The sequence below is a fragment of the Fuerstiella sp. genome (genome assembly GCA_022447225.1).
Classification (GTDB): Bacteria; Planctomycetota; Planctomycetia; order Planctomycetales; family Planctomycetaceae; genus S139-18.
On the sequence record JAKVAZ010000011.1, the window covers coordinates 90,550 to 112,224 of the forward strand.

The window sequence follows — 21,675 nt, forward strand, 5'->3', positions numbered from 1 at the left end:
GATCATTTGCCACCTCAAAAGTCGTCTTTAACAAATGACTGAACGCGTAATTATTACGGGTATTCAGATTGTGGTCACCTGTTGCGATTCATCGGGTGTTGGCAGAACCTGATTGATTGTTCCTCGAGTCAGTGACTCCAGATTGGCAAGCGTCAAATGGCGCTCGTGATCTGTGTATTGTGAAGTAATGTGTTCACCTGCGATCGAATTCGCCAGTCTGTCAGGTAAAGCAGCTGTAAAACCGGGTAAGTCGAACTTGGGAAACAGGTTGCAAATGCCTTTTGCAGTGGTCAGCAGATATGACGAATTCAACAAAACGGATCCGTGCTGGAGGATCGTGCCTCTTCGCCTGCGCTGAGCACTTCCTGCAACTTTTGGATGTCCCTCAATGTGGTCACCAACTGCGACCAAATCCCGGGGATCGCACCGCAGAAAACAAAAAAAATGTTCGTTTTTGCGGTGGTTGTTCGATTCGGGATTGTCCCCGTGCTGTGGGTGTTCTTTCCGAAATCCGACGCTTACGCCACATGACTCAAGCAGGTTGGCGATCGTTCCGTGAACGACTTCGTACAGCCGCAATGGCTGGTGCCGCAGGGGGTGTGTTCGGGGAATAACGCATGAATATGTTAACTCATGATGATGCAGTATGGCTCCACCACCCGTGATGCGTCGGACGCGAGGACATTCGGTCAATTTCTGATCAGTAAATGAACTTTCGAAGTTCTGAAAGTAGCCGAGTGAAACAGTGGGTTCTGACCATCGGTAAACTCGTACGACGGGTACTGTCGGCTGTTCATCAGCGGCCTGTAGGAGAGCTCCGTCAATCGCCATGTTAACCGAACCGGCCAGAGGCACCGGATCAATGATGACACGACAGGCGGAGATGTTGCGCATTTGACTTATCCACCGCAGCCGGGTGCTTCCGAAGTCAGGGAGGTGCTGGCATCACGTTCAATGTCTGCGATCTTTTCAATTCTTCTTGCGTGGCGCCCTTCTTCGAAATCAGTGGACAGCCAGATTTGGATCATTTGTTCAGCTAACTGGTCACTAAGCTGGTTTGCTGACAGGCAAAGTATGTTTGCGTCATTATGCAGCCGACTGTATTCAGCCGTGACTGTGTCATGGCAGGGAGCAGCCCGCACACCGAAAAATTTATTGGCCGTAATACACATACCGATTCCGGTACCGCAGATCAGGATGCCTCGGGCGTGCTCATCTGCTGCGACAGAAGACGCCACGCGTGCAGCATAGTCCGGGTAGTCCACACTTTCCCCGGATTCGGGGCCGAGGTCGTCCACTTCAAATCCCAGATTTTCGACGGTCTGCAGCAGACGGCTCTTCATTTGGAATCCGCGGTGGTCGCTGGCAATGGCGATTCTCATGATGTTGTGTCGTATTTCCTGGTGAGGTCGTCAGCAATCCGTCGGATGGCTTCTGTGAGCTGGTCCGCACATTCCCGATATACTTCAGTTCCACCCCCGATAGGGTCCGGAATGCTCTGTCTGTTTTGAGCCAATAGCTGGATCCGTCCAGTCAGGTCGGGGCGTGCTTCCTGAAGAACAGATAAATGTGATTGTGTCATCGCGTAGACATGATCGCACTCGGAGAGTATTTCAGAAGTCACCTGTCGACTTAGGTGATCCGACAGGTCGATCCCTCGTTCCCGCATCAATTCAACTGCCTGCTGAGTGGCAGGAGAATTTTCTGCTGCTGCAATTCCGGCCGACAAAATGTCGTGTCCGTTGTATCTGAGTTCGTCTTCCGTACAGCCAAGGCGTTCACTCAACATCCTGCGAAAAATAGCTTCCGCCATTGGGCTTCGGCATGTGTTTCCTGTACATACAAACAGCACCCTCAAAGAGCATTCCTTTCCTGATTTCGGAATGAGGCGCGGTCATTCTTCCTGCCCCTCCCATCGGAAGGAGCATCGTCGAACACCCTGGATATTACGAAACTCAGTTGAGAAGGTTTCGGAATGAAACCTCGTGGTCCTTCCCGATCGGGAAGAATCCTGATGACGTGAATTGTTACATCATGCCGGGAGTTCAGCGAAATCTCAAGCGGTTGCGTGCTATGATCATTGGAATCCAACTTGCTGTTGGACGTAAGAGATAAGACGTGGAACCTGTAACATGTATCCTGTACACGGTTTATGGATAATGGTTGATTTTCCGGGACAATCAGCGTGATTGAAGACGCGTTGAAGTCATATTGAGCGGCTAATCAGCGACCGGCACGATCAGAATTCGTTGTTTTGTGTAATCAAACGGGGAATGATTTGCGTGTGCCGGCGAAAAGGCATTGTTCGAACGTGTCGAGAGAACGTTGCAGTATCGGGATGAGCCACAGTGGTAAAAAAACTGGTGACAACGTTGCAGAAGTCTGCGAAACAACAGGTTCGCAGGTTTGCGGAGTTTCGTGGAATTCAGCGACAGTCGCTGAATCGCTATCAGAGCTCCGTGCGCCGTCTGTACGACGGGCCGCAAGGCGCAGTTCTTCGTTACAGTAGCCTGTTGTCACTGCATGAACCGCTGATGGGCCAGTTGTTCAGGTCCGGACGCTTTGATGCTTCACGTTTCGAAACGATTTTGGATGTCGGATCGGGAGCTGGTCAGATTATCCGGCATCTTTTGCGAACAACGTCGGATGCCACGAGGATCGTAGGATTTGATTTGTCGACGGAGATGTTGCGCCGGGCCAGAGAACGGCTCAAATCCGATCGCCCAAGTTTCGTGGCAGCTGACATGATGCAGATGCCGTTTCGTGATGAATCATTCGACTGCATTACCTGTGGCTATGTCCTTGAGCACCTGCCTGATCCTCAGCCTGGACTGGCAGAGTTCTCACGAGTTCTCAAGCCGCACGGCACGATTCTGCTGCTTGCGACGGAGGACTCTTTTTCCGGTCTGATTACGAGTCATACCTGGAAATGTCGCACTTTTTCACGCAATGAACTCAGGGTGGTCTGCGGAAAAGTTGGACTCACATGGGAACAGGAGCTGTGGTTCACCCGATTACATGAGATGCTGCGACTGGGCGGAATCCTGGTCGAACTCGTGAAGCAGCCTTTGCCCGATTCGGTGCCCCAGTGCTGAAGCGAGAGGGGCAGTTGCGGATTCTCGTTCATTTGTAACGTGTCAAATCCCAGTTGCGGGCCAGGTTGCACAACTGGTCAATAATTCCGGGGTCTTCACTGCACGCAATGATTCCTGAAAAACGCAGCATATTGGCGCGTTCATCCATCCAAAGATCCTCGTAATGCAGGGGGGCGCGGTTATCGGCCCGGACGGCATCACCCCCCAGGACACGAGCGATATGCATCGAGACCGGAAAATCATAGATGTTTGGTGTGTGAATCAGTGAGCCGCCATATTCACCGGTTGCCATGAACGGGTAGATACTGCCCGGCATTTCGTCCGATGTTCGACCCTGCAGTCCCAGTGCATCCACTTCCCTCGCCCGATCTGCATCTTCGTCCTGAAAACCAATGAGATAAATTCCGCGACCGGGGCGACTGCGGTTTTTAGTTAGGTTTGGCAGCCCGTTGAGCACAGTACGGGCAGGCAGGCTGACATCATCCGGGCCGCAAGCGATTCTGGTATCGGTGACTTCGGTCCAGGTTCCTGTCGGACCCATTTCCGGTGTATACACCAGTGAATAGCAGGGGGTCTCTGCGTCGTGAAGATGTACAATCACTGAATACCCGTCTCCGGTTCTGTCTCGAAACTGTTTCGTTCCATCGATCGGGTCAATGGAGATCGACAGTTCCGCCTCCTCGGAAAACAGCGTCATATCACCTGTGGATTCTTCACCTTCAATTCTGCATTTCCGCAGAATCGGATCGGCATCCCGCAGGGCAGCAACAATCAGTTCCTGAACCGACAGATCAGCCAGCGTCAAAGCATCTGTGTTGGAACTGCCGCTGGATTTGCCGTCGAGTGCAATATCGAACTCTCTCAGCCTCCGGGCCACCGCGCCGCTCCAGCGAAGAACGGGCGGTAGTACCACTGAGAGTTCAGTAATTATTCGATCGCGTGAGGACATGGTGGATCAATCCTGAGTTATCCAGTTGAACAGTATTGAGGGAACACAAACATCACACACTTTCTGGAGTGCCCTCCAGCCAGGAACCGCATTCACTTCCAGAACTTTGGCAGCTCCATCCAAATCATAAATGAGGTCGATACCGCAGAACACACATCCGGTTGCAGCAGCTGCACGAACCGCCAGATTGATTTCGTCGCTGTTGGGTGTCCAGGCAGTACTTAGCCCTGCCTGCGACGCATTTGTTCGAAACTCTCCCTCTGAAGCAATGCGTTGCATTGATCCGATCACCTGACCATCCAGCAGCAGAATTCGGTAGTCGCCGTTGACACATGGAATGAATCGCTGCAGATACATAACCGCTCCGATGCGTTCCAGACTGCGGAAAATACGCCATGCAAGATCCGGACTGTCGACTCGAATCATTCCCCGGCCTTCCGAACCAAAGAGTGGCTTAACAACGACGTCACCACCCAGCTGTTCGTAAAGCTGTATAGCCGCTTCAGAATCTTCGCAAACAGCGGTGTCGGGTACCGGTACGCCGGCATCGACCAGCTTTTGAGTTGTTAACCATTTGTCGACTGCACATTCGACAGCCTTCGGTGAATTGACAATTCGAACACCGGAGTCTTCCAGTCCTCGCAGCAGATCCATTCTAGTGACAATACGTTCCAGTGAACCGGGCGGCATCGTTCGAACAATGATTGCGTCCAGTTCATTCAGAGCGATTTCTCCGCTGGCGAATCGCAGTGTTTCGCTGTCCGTGCGAGCCACCAAAGACGGAAACACGAGCGGGAGGACGATGTGCCCCAGTTTCTGTCCGGAGTGGCAAAGTTCGCGCACATACCAGCTGCCCTCGTTCCCCAGAACACCAATTTTCATGGTCGTCATTCCGGTTTCCGGACAAGTACGATACGAGTTAGAAGTCGAGTCCAAATGATGCCGCGACCAAATCCGGCATTCGATGGCCAAATCGAAACGACCGACCCGAACTCAGATTGTGGAACAGCACGACTGCCGGGCTGAACAGTTTGGGATCCAGCCTGTAGAAATCGTTGTCAGCTTCTGCGAACAATTCTTTAAATGTTCGCCCGTGGGATTCTGAGGATGCCGATGGCACCTGTGGCCCGGTTGATTGAAGCAGTTCATCGTCGCAATCCACCCACAGATTAACAGTGGCACCATACAGAATTGCATCATTAGTACGACCAATTCCCTCGAGATCATTTTTAGCAACCGGTGGCAGCGGGCTGATGCCCGTACCACTGACAATCGTCTCCAGCGGAAACCTGAGATCGTGCAGCTTGTGCAGTGCGGTTTCGATGCTGCGTGCCACGATCTGAACGGATCCGGCGATCGACGCCGTCGGGGCTGTCAGCAACGCAATTTTATCTGCTGTTTCCACAGTGTCCCGTATCAATTCGATCGCCGAAGTTGAGGGAAGAGTTGATGCTTCAAGCACTCCGATACAGGAGCTGCCGTTTTCGCTGACGTCAAATTCTTTTTGCAGTTCTTCGACCCGGGCCAAAATACGCATTGGACCGGAGCCCATTGCGAAGTAATCGGCTGTTGCGATTTTCCAGCCGGCATACTGACTTAGCAGGCACGCTGCAATCGGGTGATCGGTTGCCACACACACCTGCGGCACCGGCAGCTGACCGTTACCAGGAACGATCCTGATATCTGCAAGATCAGACATGCAGACTCGTGCCAGAAGAATTCCGGCATCGAGTCCTCCGCGAGATTTAACTCCGAAGTCCAGTAGTGTGATACCGTCCTGCTCAGAGGCGGCGATTCGGAGTCGGTCTGATTCTGTCACCGCCTGAGACACCAGCTGTGCCGCACGCTGATTCAGTTCGAGTGATGTCAATTTCTACTCGCCGGAAACTGTTCGTTTAAGAAATAATGACGCTTGCCGATTCGATGATAGCCGGGGAACGTGGTCGATCCTGGCCGTCAGTTTCCAGGGCACCGATTTGGCGAACAACGTCCATACTGGAATCATTCGCCGTGCGACCAAAAGCTGTGTACTGTCCGTCGAGAAAACTCTGTGTTCCCAGACAGATGAAGAACTGGGATCCTGCCGAGTTCGGATCGCTGGACCGTGCCATGGAAAGCACTCCATCCAAATGCGGAGTCTCATTGAATTCAGCATCGATGTTATAACCAGGTCCGCCGGTTCCTGTGCCGCCGGGACAGCCACCCTGGATCATAAAACCACTGATGATCCGGTGAAATGTGAGTCCGTTGTAAAAACCGATCTTTGTGAGCGCCAACAAATTGGCACAATGCCCTGGAGCCACGTCGGGCAGCAGGTCCAGCAGGATCGATCCGTGGTTGGTTTTTAGTTCCACCTGATAAGTATGGGCGCCAAAATCGATCTCTTTGATTGCTTCCTGAACTTCTGACTGGCGGCTGGACATAGCTGTTCCCAATGAGCTGAAAAGAGAAATGAATCATTCCATCATTGTTCTGTGACTGAGGAACGCAACCACAACGCATCGAAAACAGTGACAACCATGCATCCGGTGTCGGATTACCAGAGCAGAGAATCTCTTGGTTGGCAGCGACCGGTGCACGACTCTCAGGACAGGATGTCATGTACGACCCGTCCGTGAACGTCTGTGAGACGGTAATCACGACCCTGAAAACGATAGGTCAGCTGTTCATGATCGAAGCCCATTTGATGTAAAATGGTGGCCTGCAGGTCATGCACATGAACTCTGTTTTCGATGATTCTGAATCCCAGTTCATCGGTCTGTCCGTAGTTGACTCCACCTTTGACCCCGCCACCGGCCATCCACATGGTGAAACAGTCCGGGTAATGGTCTCGTCCCAGGTGTTTTGACCTGGCGGTGCGACCTTCCCGGAACGGTGTTCGTCCAAATTCTCCACCACAGACAATCAGAGTATCGTCAAACAGTCCGCGAGCCTTCAGATCGCGAATAAGTGCTGCGATCGGTTTATCCGTCGATGCCCATTTGCCGGTGAGTCCCTGTCCGAGGGCGTTACTTTCTCCTGTTCCGTGAAAATCCCAGCCCCAGTCGAATAGCTGGACATAACGTACACCCTGTTCTACCAGACGTCTTGCCAGCAGACAGTTGTTCGCGAAGCTGGATTTCCCGGGTGATGCTCCATAATCTTCCTGAGTCTTTCGTGTTTCTTTGCTGATGTCCATCACCTCCGGGACGGCTGTCTGCATGCGAAAAGCCAGCTCGTACTGAGCGATCCTGGTGAGTGTTTCCGGGTGACCCAGTTGTGAGGCCTGGATTTCGTTGAGTTGTTTGAGTGCATCCAGTGATCGGCGCCGCAGACGGCGGTCCATACCGTTCGGATCTGATACATACAGCACAGGATTTCCCTGTGACCGGCACTGCACACCCTGAAACACGCCTGGCAAAAATCCGCTGCCGTACGAATTTGCTCCACCATTTGGCTGCACTCCGCTGGAGATCAGTACGACAAATCCCGGCAGATTCTGATTTTCAGTACCCAGTCCGTAAGTGACCCATGATCCCAGAGACGGTCGTCCGGAACGAGGAGATCCGGTATATACAAGCAGTTCCGCGGGAGCGTGATTGAACTGTTCGGTTGTCACGGAATGGATAAAGCAAAGATCGTCAGCCACGGTGTGCAGATTCGGCACAGCATCTGACAGCCAGGTCCCGCACTCGCCGTGTTGACTGAACGTTCGCGGTGTTCCCAAAAGTTTGGGAACACCGGTCGTAAAAGCGAAAGTGCGATCTTGCAAAAACGACTGCGGGCAGTCTTCACCCGAATGCCTGATCAGTTCGGGCTTGTAGTCATAGCAATCGAGATTAGGCGGGGACCCTGTCAGGTGTAGGTAGATGACCTGTCGGACCTTTGGGTGAAAATGTGGCTGTCGACGGGCCAGTGGCTGAACCGGGTTTACGTCAATGTCTGCACGACAGCTGCCGCCAGACAGAGTTGACAGTGCCATGCCGCCCAGTCCGATGCCGGATCCCGCAAGAAAATGACGTCGCGTGATTTGAGTGAGACTCGCCGGATTGTAATTCATGTTGAGATTTCCAGTGTGAGCCTGACAGGTGTCCGGGATCCGGACGGTCGAATATCGTCAAGCGGTTTGACAGTCCTGAACTTACCTCTTCAGGAACATCTCATCCAGATTCAGCAGAACGTTGCCGACAACCGTCATCGCAGCTGCATCAATCGTATTGATGTTCTCCGGCAAGGGACCCAGTGGATCGGTCGCAAGTATCAGTGATTCTTCCGGATTCTCCGACAGCTGTAATCTGGCATCGTTGAACAGTCTGGTAAGTGTCTGAAGCTCATTCCGAGTCGGCAGTCTTATCAAACAATGTCGAAACGCCCACGTGATCTGTTCCACACGAGAAGGTCCGTGGAGCAGCGCGTTTCTCGCAAGCGACTGAGCGGCTTCCACATAGACCGGGTCGTTGAGTGTGACCAGTGACTGCAGGGGAGTATTTGTGGTGTTGCGGCGCACCGTGCAGACTTCCCGATTTGGTGCATCGAAGGTGGCCATGGAGGGATAGGGATTGCTGCGCCGCCACAAAGTATACAGGCCTCGCCGATAACGATCTTTCCCTTCGCTTGGTGTCCAGTCGGTAGAACTACCGAAGGCTGCAGTGAGTCCCTGAATCGGCTGCGGCGGTCTTACCGGAGGTCCGTACATGTCGGGACTCAGCAGGTCACTGACCGCCAATGCCTGGTCTCTCACCATTTCGGCACTCAGGCGAATCCGTGGACCGCGCGACAGCCAGCGGTTATCCGGATCAATTGTCGCCGTTTCATTTGTGAGCAGCGAGCTTTGTCGATACGTGGCGGACATGACCAGTTGTTTCAGCATCGCCTTACGGTTCCAGCCGATTCGAATCATTTCTGCAGCCAGCCAGTCCAGCAGCTCCGGATGTGTGGGCAGTGCTCCCTGAGAACCAAAATCTTCACTGGTTCGAACCAGGCCACGGCCATAGAGTGCCTCCCAGTATCGATTCACCAGAACTCGAGCGGTTAAAGGATTGGCTTCGCTGACGATCCATTCAGCCAGAGCGAGACGGTTACCTGGCTGTTTGGCTTTAGCGGGATGCAGTGCTGCCGGAACGCCTGCCATTACCTGATGACCGGTGTTTTGCCAGTTGCCGCGGTACTGCAGGTGAGTCTCACGTCGCCTGTCGATAATTTCTCTGAGTACAGGAACCGTTGTTACGGGGTTCATGCTGTTCAGCTCGGCAATCGTCTGATCCAGCTGCTGTCGTGGCTCCTGCAGTTCAGGGGCAATGTGCTCACGGTAATACTGTGCAAGTCTGGCTGAATCTTTCGGACTGCGCCGGTCGGCTGTCAGATCCGTCAATGAGACAATCTCTGACGGCAAACGACTTTGCTGAACCGTGTTGGTATCTGCTGTCGCCGCAATCCGAAAATGACCCAGCAGATGATCCACATTCGAGGAATTCTGATCGATGATGACCTCCAGTGTCGAAGGTTCTTCCAGACTCACCGCGGCTTCGGGCAGCAGAACCAGCTGATGTGGGTCCAGCGTCCGGCCGCCAACTGACCAGCCGTCATCTCTTCCCGTTTTTCCGGTCAGGGCATCCGACGGCTCAAATTTTTCCTGGTGATAGTCAGCAAATGCTTCACTGAGATGAACATCGCGTTCCTGGTTGATCGGAAATTTTTGTGACGGATCCGGAGGCTCCGACACGGCGGTCTGCCAGACCAGTCTGCGTTCTGCATCGAGCAGTTCAATTCGATAGTCGCGGAGTCTTGACTGCAGACCATCATCCGTACGATTCCAGATCTGCACTGCCTCAATTTTTTCCATAGAACCCAGATCGACTTCCCACCACGGGTCTTTCTCAGTCGCGGTATGCGTCGTGGATTTTTTCGTGTATTTACCGTCGGTGATTCCGTCGATTGCATATTCGGGTGGACCGTTGAAATCCGTGGAACTCTGTGATGCCCTGCCCTGCTCTGCGATGTTGTCCGACCCCTGAAAAATTTCGACTTCGGCAAGCGAAAGAATCTTTTTGCTGCCGACATTTGTGACTCTTACAAACCGACCTTCCAGGAGTTGTTTCTTTTTCGGAATGACCCGGGCCCGAATCCCTGTGATCACAAAATTGCCGTCGGCATGCCCTGCACCGTGCCCGGGAAGTGATTTATGCGGCAGTGTTTCAATTCGAATTGCCGCGAGTTCATTGAAATCGTCAGTCAACGGCAACTCAACAGTGTAGGAATCCCGTTCGGCAGTTGCCGAAACGAGGATAGAACCGTCCTCAAGTGTTGATGCCTCACTGCCGGAGCTGCGGGTGATCTGAGACGCGATTAGGTTTGTCCATTGCGGTGGTGAACGCACCTCTTTTTCCCACGTTTGCTGTGACTTGACCAGTTCCGGTGTGGATTGACTGAGCGTCGCACGCAGGTCCGCAATATGATTTTCCAGCCGCGATCGCTGTTCCTGCTGTTCGTCTGTATAGATCGGCAGTGTTGGCGATTCATCGCGGCGATCTGCGTCCTGAGTATTATTAAGGATTGCAAATACCTGAAAATATTCGTCTTGGGTAATCGGGTCATATTTGTGTGTGTGGCATTGAGCACACGCCATTGTTGTTCCCATCCAGACAGCGAATACTGTGTTCACGCGATCGACCACAGCAACGTTTCGAAATTCTTCGTCGATTGTACCGCCTTCACTGTTAGTCATTGTATTGCGATGAAAGGCGGTTGCGATGACCTGATCATCACTGGCTCCGGGTAACATGTCTCCGGCCATTTGTTCCACTGTAAACTGGTCGAATGGCATATTGCTGTTGATCGCTCGAATCACCCAGTCACGCCAGGCCCAGATTGTACGGGGCGGGTCGTCTGCGTATCCTGCGCTGTCAGCATAACGCGCCAGATCCAGCCATTTGCGAGCCCAGTGTTCTCCAAAACTGTCTCGCTGCAGCAACTCATCGACGAGTGTTTCATATGCGTCGAGATCTTGAGTGGCAGCAAAGGTATCTGCTTCTTCGACGGTTGGTGGTAGTCCTGTCAGATCGAGCGAAACACGCCGAATCAGTGCATAACGATCAGCCGGAGGCGATGGTTGCAGTCCGTGACTTTGCATTTGCTGCAGGGTAAAGTTGTCAATGCTGTTTTGAGCCCATGCCGATAAATCAGCGGAAGCGTCAGGCACTGAAGGTGTCTGAGGGGCAATATAGGCCCAGTGTTTGGCGTATTTCGCCCCCTGAGCTATCCACTGTTTCAGGATGTCAATTTGTATTGCGGACAGCTGGTTCTCCGAATCCGGTGGGGGCATCTGTACGTCCGGGTCCCTGGCAGTAATTCGGGCGATTATTGCACTGGCCGTAACATCTCCCGGAACTACGGCCACATCGCCTGAAGCCAGCTTTTGCTGTGCGGCCGCAGGCTGATCAAGTCGCAGGTCTGCCCGGCGAGCACTCTCGTCGGGGCCGTGGCATTGCAGGCAGGTCCTTGACAGAATTGGCCGCACGTCACGATTGAAATCGATGATATCATCGGCAACGGAGGTTGCTGCCACGGCCATAAAGAGCAAAAGCCAGGATGTTCGCATGGGTGAGCAAACCCTGTTACGGGGGCAGAGTTCAGCGGAAGATGAGGTTCGACTGCTGCCTTTAAATGGAATCAGAGAAGCGACGTGGTTGAGTCGAACCAGGTCGCGGATTACTGAGGTTAACCGGGTTGCATGCTGTATTCAATCTCCGCTTGTGTGTGTCCGTTCCACTGGTTTGATCCGGATCCGAACCAGCGGCGGGCAGACACCTGAAATTCAGTTGACTTGTCGTATTAGGCATTTGGATCGGAACAGGAGGTTTGTGCATTACTCAATCAGACGAATTCGGGAAAACCTCGATTGAGTCATCCTTCCAGCACGACCGTGCACGGTTGTTTAATGCTGTGCAATAGTTGGGGACCGGGACCACAAACCGGGCAGACTAAGAACATGTCTCAGCATATACTGGTCAGTAGAGCCGCAATTGCGACTTTGGCAGACTTGTCTAGAATCGGACACCTATGGTGCTCTTCATCTTTCGCTTTTTAAAGACTTTTGTTCTCCTGGAACGCAACGAGCATTGTCATGAGCAATTCAAATTCCTTCGGCGCCGAAGCCACACTTTCCACGTCTGCCGGAGACGTCAAATATTTTCGTCTGCGTCAGCTTGATGATGACGGTATCGGAAACATTGACAAGCTGCCGTATTCCATCAAAGTCCTGCTGGAGGCGTGTCTCCGGAACCTGGACGGGTTTATTGTCAGTAGCGAGGACGTCACGAATCTTGCAGGCTGGAACGCTGCAGCACCGGCTCAGGTTGAGCTTCCGTTTAAGCCAGGACGAGTCGTCCTGCAGGATTTTACCGGTGTGCCGGCAGTCGTTGATCTGGCCGCGCTGCGGAGTGCGATGGTTCGCATGGGGGGCGATCCGACAAAGATCAATCCGCTGGTCCCCTGTGACCTCGTCGTTGACCACAGTGTGCAGGTGGACGAATTCGCCAGTCGTTTTGCTTTGCAAAACAACGTTGAGATTGAATTTCAGCGTAATCAGGAACGTTACGAATTTCTCCGCTGGGGCCAGCAGGCATTCACTAACTTCAGTGTTGTTCCCCCGGCCACTGGAATTGTGCATCAGGTTAATCTGGAATACCTCGCGAAAGTTGTGATGGTGACTGATGGGGTCGCCTATCCGGACAGTCTGGTTGGTACCGACAGTCATACCACCATGATTAACGGTCTGGGTGTTGTCGGGTGGGGGGTCGGCGGAATCGAAGCCGAGGCCGTTATGCTGGGGCAGCCGATCTACATGCTGACTCCGGAGGTAGTCGGGTTTAAGCTGACAGGGAAGCTTCCGGAAGGTGCGACCGCAACGGATCTGGTACTCACAGTGACACAGATGCTTCGGGCGCACGGTTGTGTTGGAAAGTTTGTAGAGTTTTACGGTGAAGGGATGGCTCAGCTGGGGCTTGCCGATCGGGCTACGCTGGCGAACATGGCGCCCGAGTATGGCGCGACCATGGGCTTCTTTCCCGTAGACGGTGAAACGCTGAGGTATCTGGAACGTACAGGACGTCCGGCAGATCTGATCGACCTGGTGGAACGCTATACTAAAGAACAGGGACTGTTCCGGACCGATGAGGCGCCGGAGCCGCTGTTCAGCAGCAGTATCGAACTGGATATGGGCACGGTTGTTCCGTCATTAGCCGGGCCAAAGAGGCCTCAGGACCGTATTTTGCTTAAAGACATGCAGACGGCATGGCAATCCGCACTGGGTGACACCTTTGGCAAGGCCGAACCGGCGTCGCCGGTTCGGGTTGAAGACAACGGCAGCAGTTCAGACATCACGGACGGAGCGGTGGTGATAGCTGCGATCACCAGCTGTACCAACACAAGTAACCCGAGTGTGATGGTTGGAGCAGGACTTCTGGCTCGTAACGCAGTTGCCAAAGGGCTCAAACGCAAACCATGGGTCAAAAGCAGTCTCGCACCTGGAAGCCGGGTTGTCACCGAGTACCTTAAAAAATCCGGACTTGATCAGCCGCTGAACGAACTGGGATTTCATACGGTGGGTTACGGATGTACGACATGCATCGGCAACAGTGGACCTCTGCCGCAACCAGTGGCCACGGCGATCAGTGAAAGCGATCTGGTGGCCGCAGCTGTATTGTCCGGTAATCGTAACTTTGAAGGTCGTGTCAATCCCCTGGTAAAAGCCAATTACCTTGCAAGTCCGCCGTTAGTAGTGGCTTATTCACTGGCAGGAACGATTGATATTGATCTTGATCATGATTCGTTGGGACAGGATCCGGACGGTAACGAAGTGTATCTTAGTGATATCTGGCCGACTCAGCAGGAAATCGCTTCAACTGTCTCAGTGTCGATGACACCCGAGATGTTCACGGAGCAGTATTCTTCTGCGAACGCCGGTCCGGAGGAGTGGCAGGCGATCAGAAGTTCAGTCGGTGATATCTATGAATGGAATGCGGACAGTACCTACGTGCAGGAACCTCCGTTCTTTGTAGACATGCCGACGGATCCGTCACCAATCACTGCAATCGATAGTGCGCGCTGCCTGGTATCCGTTGGTGATTCCACAACGACTGATCACATCAGCCCGGCCGGGGCAATTCAGCCCGACAGCCCGGCCGGTCGTTATCTGCAGGAGAGTGGAGTTGATGCCAGGGATTTCAACAGCTACGGCAGTCGTCGTGGAAACGACCGTGTGATGACCCGCGGAACGTTTGCGAACATCCGATTGAAAAACATGTTGGCACCTGGAACAGAGGGCAGTGTGACTATTCATTTTCCGACGGGTGAACAAACGTCAATCTATGAAGCGGCGATGCGCTACAGAAAAACCGGGACGCCACTTGTGGTGCTGGCCGGAGCTGAATACGGAACCGGGTCTTCGCGTGACTGGGCTGCGAAAGGCACTTTCCTTCTGGGGATTAAGGCCGTGATTGCTGCGAGTTTTGAACGGATTCACCGCAGCAACCTAGTGGGCATGGGGGTGTTGCCGCTGCAGTTCCGCGAAGGCGAAAGTCGTGAAAACCTGGATCTCGATGGAACGGAAATCTTTGATATTAGTCTGGACGATGCACTGGAACCACAGCAGGCTGTTGAAGTGACCGCCCGAAAAAAGGATGGAGATGAAATCCATTTTGTGACGACGTGTCGGATCGATACTCCGGTAGAGGTCGAATATTACCGCAACGGCGGCATCCTTCACACGGTATTGAGGCAGCTTGCCAAGTAAGTACTGCAGGGCAGACAGTCGGCATACCGTCTGACTGCGAATTTTTAGACGCGTCTGGCCGGGTTTTCGTTCGCGAACGGTTGTCTCTACGGTGTTTCAATCACTTTATTGATGATCGACGCGACCTTGTGGCGTTCCGGTTCCAAGAAGTGGTTGAATGGTTCGGCCATGTGGTCACTGCAGATTCCTCGCAGCGACGCTGCGCACTTGGTTGCCTTGATGAACCGACTGGCATATTTGCCGACTTCATATATTGGTTGCAGGTTGTCGATTTGTGACTGAAGAACTGAGATCCGATCGGTGTTACCGGTCTGCGCTGCGGAGAACATCTCCGTGAACAGTTTGGGAAAGATGTTGGCTCCTCCATTCACGCCGCCGTCACCGCCACCCTGCACTGTTTCTGCCAACAGGTGTTCGGGGCCAACCAGGATCGTCCAGTCCGGACGAATTTTTTTGAGCGTAACCAGTTCACAAAAGTAATCAATGTCTCCGCTGCTGTCCTTGACGCCCACAATTTTCCTGTGCTTTGAGAGTTCTCGCAGTGTGTCAATTTCGAAAGTGACTTTTGTGAGACTTGGAATGTTGTACAGCATCAGAGGCAGGGGAAGTTCTTCCACAATATGGTCTATATAATTTGTCAGTTCGGTCTGTCCGGCGGGGAAATAGTACGGTGTGGACAGAACCACGGCGACTGCGCCGGCTTCTTTGGCGGCATGCGCCAGATTCACTGATTCCACGAACGATGTGTCGGTGATGCCAACCATGATAGGGACCCGACCGTCGACAATCCGGCTGGCCAGCTGAATGAAGTCTCGACGCAGTCGGTAACTCAGACTGGGAGCTTCACCGGTGGTTCCAAGAATAAATACTCCGGCCACACCACCTTCAATGACGTGGTTGAGGAGTCGTTCCGTTCCGGTTTCGTCAATGGTATCACGGTCGGTGAGTGGTGTAATCATCGGGGGGATTACACCCTGCAGAGGCTGTGCGAACAGGGAGGGTGATTCGGGGGATTCAGGCATCATGTTTCCTTTTCTGTTATCGCAGCCCATTCGCTGACGGGCCACGAATTGCTGATATGTATGACCAGTCGGAAAATGATCGGATGGCCTGTTCAGCGAGGAATTCAAACGGATCGGCCGGACGGCAGAATGCTGTTTTCCGGCGAGGTTTTCCGGTCCGGTGTTCAACGGTCATGGAAGGTGTCCGACATAATAACGCAAGGGGGCTCCCCAACTTACGCAGGACACCTGCTGTCAATCAACTGCGGGTGATCAATATGAATCAAAAAGCTGTACCGCAGTCGGCAGCAGGAATGCTGGTTTCTTAAATCAGCAGCACGGCTTGTTTTGTCGATCAGTTGCTTCAGGAAAAGAATAAAGGCACTCGACAACGGGCAAAACCGAGGTCGACCAGTCCCCTGACGGTTTTTCAACGGGACGCTGCAATTGTGAAAGCAGAGATAATCCTGCCGGGCGATCATATCAGGGCTTCCATCGAATGGTTTCATCCAGGACTTAGCCTGATTCAGGAGTTTCGTCTCCGGGTGGTTCCGGTGTGATCTGTTGTTTGATTGCAGTGATTCGACTGCGAATTGCGGTATTATCGGCGCTGGATTCCACAGCCGAAATTCGTTCCAGCAGCTGATCAACCAGGGACACAAGCAGCTTCGAGTCAGCAGGATTCTCTCGAGTTTCAGAGGCCTGTTGACAATGATGGACGGCTCGTTCTCGGGACGCTATTTCCTCCGGTGTCTGTTCCAGCGACTGATGTGAACGAGCCTGCAGGACTGCGACCTCGGAAGCCTGCAGCAGGAATTCTGCATTGTCGTCGGAATCACGGGCCAGGGTGAGATAAAGCTTTTCACTCTGTCGGCCCACGATGATCGTGTAGACGAACTGACCTTGTTCAAAAAATCGCTCGGCATTTTGTTTTTTTTCAGTCGCCTTCCAGCGATTTTGAAGTTTGACTGCCAGTTTCATGTTTCCGGAACCGGCATAGGCTCTCGCCAGAACCTTGAGCGACGCCAGAGTGTCAGCGTGTTCCGGTCCCAGAATCTCCATGCGTCGCGTCATCACATGTTGGTGCATTACGATTGCTTTATCCGTTTCTCCGGTGGCCAAAAGAGAACCGGCAAGCGCCTGCATTGCTGCCAGTGTGTCGGGAGTTTCTTCACCGTCTGTTTCTTTATGAACAGCCAGCATGCGTTTCTGAATTGGAACAGCAAGATCGTATTCACGTCGGTTTACATAGAGTGTCGCCAGCTGCTGAGTGGCTTTTAGAACCTCCGGGTGACTGTCGCCAAGCGACGCCTGCAGCTGCTTAACTTCTTTTTTCAACATTGTGAGTTCGTCAAGTTTTGTCTTTCTTGTTCGAATCGCCGCCAGGTTATTGATGGACTGCTGGGTATCCGGGTGGTTCTCACCCAGGACGGCAATACGACGCGGCACGACGTCCTCGTAAATTCCGATCGCTTCCTCCAGCTTCCCGATTTCGCCCAGGGTCCAGGCGAGCGTGTTCTGCGAATGGAGTGTGTCTTTGTCGTCGTGGCCCAGGACCGCTTGTCGCAGCGGCACGACTTTGCGGTAGAGTCGGACTGCTTTGTCCAAATCACCTTTTCGGGTGTAGGTCCAGGCGAGATTGTTAAGTGAATGGAGTGTGTCAGGATGCCTGTTTCCAAGTGAGGCCTGACGACGCGGAACAACCTCCTCATACAGTTCAATCGCTTGATCCAGGTTGCCCCTGCGAGAGTACGTCCACGCGAGATTGTGCATGGATTGATGTGTGTGCGGGTGATCTTTGCCCAGTATCGCAATGCGCTGCGGCAGCGTCTCTTCGTTCAGACTGATCGCCTTGTCAAGTTTGCCGTCCAGAGCGTACGCCCAGGCAAGGTTATATTTCAGGCTCAGGGTGTGCGGGTGTTGCTCACCGAGGAGTCGCAACCGTCCGGTGAGTGTAGTCTGGAACAGGGGAATGGCCTTTTCAAAAGATCCCTGTTGTACATATGCAGCGGCCAGATCCTCGGCCGAGAAAAAAGTTCGGGGATGTTGTTCGCCGAGTGTTTTGCGCAGTCGTTCATGTGCCGTTTTTGCGAGTGGGATCGCTTTCTCCGAATTACCCGCGGAAGAATAGGTCCTGGCCAGGTCAGCGATCGAAGCAATGGTGTCTTGATGCTGTTCTCCCAGCTGCTTTCGCTGCGTCGTCAGTGTTGATTCCAGTAACGAGATCGCTTCGGCCCACCTGCCGTTAGCTCTCCAGCCGCGGGCGAGGTCATTCATTGCCAGTAGTGTGTCCGGATCGGTCGCTCCCAGAAACCGTCTGGTGAGCGATGCCACGTGTTGAGCGTGTTCCAGACCATTTATATAGTCACCTGACCGCAGTATGACCCGGGTCAGGGCGCGCATGGAAGCGAGCGTGTCTCTGTGTTGTCGTCCAAGATGTTCCCTGCGAATGCGGATCGCCTCGCGTCCCGACCGGGAGGCGACATCGTATTGTCCAAGTTCCGTGAAAGATCGGCTAAGCGTGTGCAGCAGCGCTGCTCTGGCAATCGGATCGTCTTTGAGTCGGTCATCGAGCTGATCGTAGGCCAGTAACAGGCCGGTTGAGGCGGGCATGTCAAACGCTGCACCTTCGGCAGGGCTGACGCTCTGGAATGAATCCGTGACCACTTCCAGAATTCGTCTGGACCGGCTTTCCGATGTCTCTGCAGCTACTCTTGCCGTATCTGCTTCGATGCGTCGGGTTTCTGCGACACTGAGGGCCGTTTCGGTTTTTTTTCGTTCGTTCTCAGCTTCCTGCATTGCCAGTCTGGCACTATTGGCCTCACGGGTTGCCCACAAGGCGAGAAGACTGCTGATCACGGTTCCGGCCACCAGAAGACAGGCTGCAGTGGCGGCCAGTGTGACGGCGGCACGATGTCGACGAACCAGCTTTTGCAGGCGGTACATTGTTGAAGGTGGTCGCGCTTCGACGGGTTCATCATCCAGATAACGCTGAACATCGGCGGCAAAGCCGCCGGGGGATTCGTAGCGACGACTACGGTCTTTCTCAATGGCCCTCATAACGATCCAGTCCAGATCGCCTTTCATCGGCAGCGAGAATCGGCCGGACTCGATGGTCTGAGTTTTCGGCAGCGACTGCATGTGTTGTGTGTCAGAAAACCTTACACTTGGCCGGTCGGGCTCCTCTTCCCGAATGCGCTGGAGCGTTTCCATGATCGTTTCTTCGCGCACCGTCTCACGTTTGAGCGGCGTACTACCGGTCAGCAGTTCGTAAAGGATGACTCCCAGTGAATAGACATCGGTTCGGGTATCGATGTCCACGGCGTCAAACTGTGCCTGCTCAGGACTCATGTACTCCGGCGTTCCCAGAATTTGATACTGTCCCGTGAGCTGTTGTTCTTTTGTGTGACGTGGCCCGGTGGCTTTGACGAGACCGAAATCAATCACATGAGGTACCGGTTGACCATCCTGCATTGATACCAAAATGTTGGACGGCTTCAGGTCGCGGTGAATAATGCCCTTCTGGTGAGCATGTTGAATGGCACTGCAGATCTTCAGAAACAGCTGCAGTCTTTTTGTCATTCCCAGTGAGTGACGGTCACAGAACTCAGTGACCGGAACACCGTCCACCAGCTCCATGACAAAGTATGGGAGACCCGACTCGGTTGTTCCGCCATCCAGCACGGTAGCGATATTGGGATGGCTCATGAGAGCCAAAGCCTGTCGTTCGGCTGAGAATCGCGCGATGACCTGTGCTGTATCCATTCCGGCCCTGATGATTTTCAGGGCGACCCGACGGTGGACCGGCTGGTGCTGTTCGGCCAGGTAAACCGTCCCCATACCGCCTTCACCGAGTTCTCCGATGACGCGGTAGTGCTCTATCCAGGTGTCTTTGAGCGAAGGTTGCTTTTCGGGAGTATCAGTAGATCTGCTGTCGACAATATCGTGCGGGGCGGTGATTGTGTCGTCATCGTGATCATGCGGATCGATGACAGTGGGCTTGACAACAGTTTCGTTGCCAACATCGGCAGGAGATGCGCTGGCAGTCTGCGCGGGGTCCTGAACGCTGGGCTTTGTGTCCTCGCTTTCGGAGCCGATGATGGTTTCGTCACTGGTCATTTACCAAACACCGCAGACTAATTCCGTAATACGGCGCAGATTTTACTTTTGTAGTATTTCGGTTCCGATGTGCGTTTTCAAGCGGCACTGGTGCAAATTTCCATACCGAATTTAATGCCGAACGACCTGTGAATACGGGCGAAGAACAGACGCTGAGTTTGCGAGGGAAGCGGTGCAGTCCTATCATGGCGGGGATGTCAGAATTAGGTTTTTATCAGCATGTTATTGTCCACGGTGTCGGACTGATTGGTGGCTCTGTTGCCGCAGCAGTGAAACACCGCCGGCCCGCATGTCGTGTTACCGGAGTTGGTCGAAACCCCGAGCGACTGCAGTCTGCTCAGATTGGGGGTTTGATTGACGACTGGTGCACGACACTTAGGGGAGCGTCAGTAGAAGCCCGAGCTGTTGTTGTGATCTGTTTGCCTGTCGATCATATTTCTGAAGCGGTGATCGAAGCTGCGGAGGCGACTCCGTCCGGAGTACTTATCACTGATGCCGGCAGTGTGAAACAATCGATTCAGGATGAAATCGCCGTGTCAGAGGCAGCATCCACCCGATTCGTGGGAGCTCATCCGATTGCGGGAAGCGAAAAGAACGGATTCGAATATGCAGATCCGGAGTTGTTTGCAGGCCGACCGTGTGTGGTAACAGAGTCAACTGCCGGCGATGAGTTTGAAAGACGTTGTCAGCACTTCTGGAGGAGTCTCGGAGCAGAAGTTTCTGTCCTTGATTGTGAGGAACACGATCGGATTTTGGCGCTCACGAGTCACCTGCCGCACGTTATGGCTGCGATTACCGCGAACTGCGTATCTCCTGCCGATTTTGCTTTTGCCGGGAGCGGTTTTCGCGATTCCACACGAGTCGCTTCAGGTGACGCTCACCTGTGGCAGCAGATTCTTTACAGTAACCGCACGCAGCTGCTGAGTGCGATCAGTAAGGCTGAAGCCGGTCTGAGCCGGCTTTCAGCTGCGCTTAAGGATGGTGACCACGATGCAGTTGTGGAGATCCTGGAACAGGCTGCTCAGCTTCGTCGGGCGTTTGAGTCCTGAGGATGTGTAAGGGACGAGAGACGTCCCGGATGTGCATGACGCAGAGCGATTCACCGGATGCCTTCGCACTGGAAATTCACCGTTCGGAATGTGTTGTAACCATGTTGTTTCAGCTCTTGTTTCCTGATGTCGGAGACTGACCGGGCGAGTGAACGGCATTACGTATCCCAAACCGATGAAATCCAAATTCAGTGAGCCCGTTTCTCAGGCGAGAACTGCGGGACTTAGCTGATTCTGCCAGTGACAGGGAGACGGCCAGCGATCCGGCGACAACCGTTGCAACACGGCAAACCGAAATTGGAATCTGAAATGGTGCAAGATCAGCAAAGAATTCATCCAAACTGCAGACCTCACCAAATTTACAGCCTTGAAAGGTGAACTCAATTCCGTGCAGATCGTCGCTCCACTGGTAGTCGAATGGTCCCCATGTCTGTCCACGACTGGTGATCCACCATTTTGTTTCGAACAGGACAATCTCGCTGGCTGACGTATTCATTGACTGCACTCGCTGTGTCACATGTTCGCAATATCCGGTTGAGCGGAATCGATCCTTGGGTGATCTGTTTCATCCGGGTGTCGGCCAGTCCCGCAGCCGAATACTGGTGTGTCGATGGCGGAACCAGACGGGCCGTGATGACCGGTTATGTTGCCGTTATAAAAAGGCTGAAAAGCGGATCGACTGTTTTTTCCT

At 53.4% G+C, this 21,675-nt stretch carries 15 protein-coding genes; 3 read left to right on the plus strand and 12 right to left on the minus strand.

What is annotated here, in order from left to right; all coding sequences use genetic code 11:
- Positions 1-63: 63 nt before the first annotated feature.
- From MK110_13545 to MK110_13555, 3 genes are read right to left on the minus strand one after another with little or no spacing between them, the layout of a single operon-like run.
- A complete protein-coding gene (locus MK110_13545) occupies positions 64-894 on the minus strand; it encodes a hypothetical protein (protein MCH2212323.1) in 831 nt (276 codons plus the stop codon).
- Positions 895-899: 5 nt separating this feature from the next.
- The gene (gene rpiB, locus MK110_13550; protein ID MCH2212324.1) at positions 900-1,382 is read right to left on the minus strand and encodes a ribose 5-phosphate isomerase B; all 483 of its coding nucleotides are present in this window, start codon (positions 1,380-1,382) and stop codon (positions 900-902) included.
- Entirely contained in the window at positions 1,379-1,813 is a 435-nt protein-coding gene (locus MK110_13555) for a hypothetical protein (protein ID MCH2212325.1), read from the minus strand. The genes rpiB and MK110_13555 overlap by 4 nt, the downstream gene beginning before the upstream one ends.
- 535 nt (positions 1,814-2,348) lie before the next feature.
- Here MK110_13555 and MK110_13560 point away from each other — a divergent pair.
- On the plus strand, positions 2,349-3,095 hold the full coding sequence (locus tag MK110_13560; GenBank protein ID MCH2212326.1) for a class I SAM-dependent methyltransferase: 747 nt from the start codon (positions 2,349-2,351) through the stop codon (positions 3,093-3,095).
- 28 nt (positions 3,096-3,123) lie between these two features.
- On the opposite strand, the gene MK110_13565 is transcribed toward MK110_13560, so the two are convergent.
- The 6 genes from MK110_13565 to MK110_13590 form a co-directional block, all read right to left on the minus strand.
- Positions 3,124-4,044, minus strand: coding sequence for an inositol monophosphatase (locus tag MK110_13565; GenBank protein ID MCH2212327.1), 921 nt, complete (start codon positions 4,042-4,044; stop codon positions 3,124-3,126).
- A gap of 6 nt (positions 4,045-4,050) precedes the next feature.
- Complete coding sequence (locus MK110_13570) at positions 4,051-4,935, minus strand: RimK family alpha-L-glutamate ligase (GenBank protein ID MCH2212328.1); 885 nt, start codon at positions 4,933-4,935, stop codon at positions 4,051-4,053.
- Between the two features lie 28 nt (positions 4,936-4,963).
- Positions 4,964-5,914 (minus strand): methenyltetrahydromethanopterin cyclohydrolase, encoded by a 951-nt coding sequence (gene mch / locus MK110_13575; protein ID MCH2212329.1) that lies wholly within the window; start codon positions 5,912-5,914, stop codon positions 4,964-4,966.
- 25 nt (positions 5,915-5,939) lie between these two features.
- On the minus strand, positions 5,940-6,467 hold the full coding sequence (locus MK110_13580) for a peptidylprolyl isomerase (GenBank protein ID MCH2212330.1): 528 nt from the start codon (positions 6,465-6,467) through the stop codon (positions 5,940-5,942).
- Positions 6,468-6,628: 161 nt separating this feature from the next.
- Positions 6,629-8,083, minus strand: coding sequence for a DUF1501 domain-containing protein (locus MK110_13585; GenBank protein MCH2212331.1), 1,455 nt, complete (start codon positions 8,081-8,083; stop codon positions 6,629-6,631).
- Between the two features lie 81 nt (positions 8,084-8,164).
- Entirely contained in the window at positions 8,165-11,620 is a 3,456-nt protein-coding gene (locus MK110_13590; GenBank protein MCH2212332.1) for a DUF1553 domain-containing protein, read from the minus strand.
- 525 nt (positions 11,621-12,145) lie between these two features.
- Here MK110_13590 and acnA point away from each other — a divergent pair.
- Positions 12,146-14,815, plus strand: a complete 2,670-nt coding sequence (acnA, locus tag MK110_13595; GenBank protein MCH2212333.1) for an aconitate hydratase AcnA — start codon at positions 12,146-12,148, stop codon at positions 14,813-14,815.
- An 86-nt stretch (positions 14,816-14,901) separates the two neighbouring features.
- Here acnA and MK110_13600 read toward each other — a convergent pair whose 3' ends face one another.
- The gene (locus MK110_13600; protein ID MCH2212334.1) at positions 14,902-15,837 is read right to left on the minus strand and encodes a dihydrodipicolinate synthase family protein; all 936 of its coding nucleotides are present in this window, start codon (positions 15,835-15,837) and stop codon (positions 14,902-14,904) included.
- 495 nt (positions 15,838-16,332) lie between these two features.
- Positions 16,333-19,935: a tetratricopeptide repeat protein gene (locus MK110_13605; protein ID MCH2212335.1), complete on the minus strand. Its 3,603-nt coding sequence runs from the start codon at positions 19,933-19,935 to the stop codon at positions 16,333-16,335.
- A gap of 194 nt (positions 19,936-20,129) precedes the next feature.
- On the opposite strand from MK110_13605, the gene MK110_13610 reads away from it, so the two are divergent.
- Positions 20,130-20,984 (plus strand): prephenate dehydrogenase, encoded by an 855-nt coding sequence (locus tag MK110_13610; GenBank protein ID MCH2212336.1) that lies wholly within the window; start codon positions 20,130-20,132, stop codon positions 20,982-20,984.
- A 109-nt stretch (positions 20,985-21,093) separates the two neighbouring features.
- Here MK110_13610 and MK110_13615 read toward each other — a convergent pair whose 3' ends face one another.
- Positions 21,094-21,480: a hypothetical protein gene (locus MK110_13615; protein MCH2212337.1), complete on the minus strand. Its 387-nt coding sequence runs from the start codon at positions 21,478-21,480 to the stop codon at positions 21,094-21,096.
- Positions 21,481-21,675 lie beyond the last annotated feature (195 nt).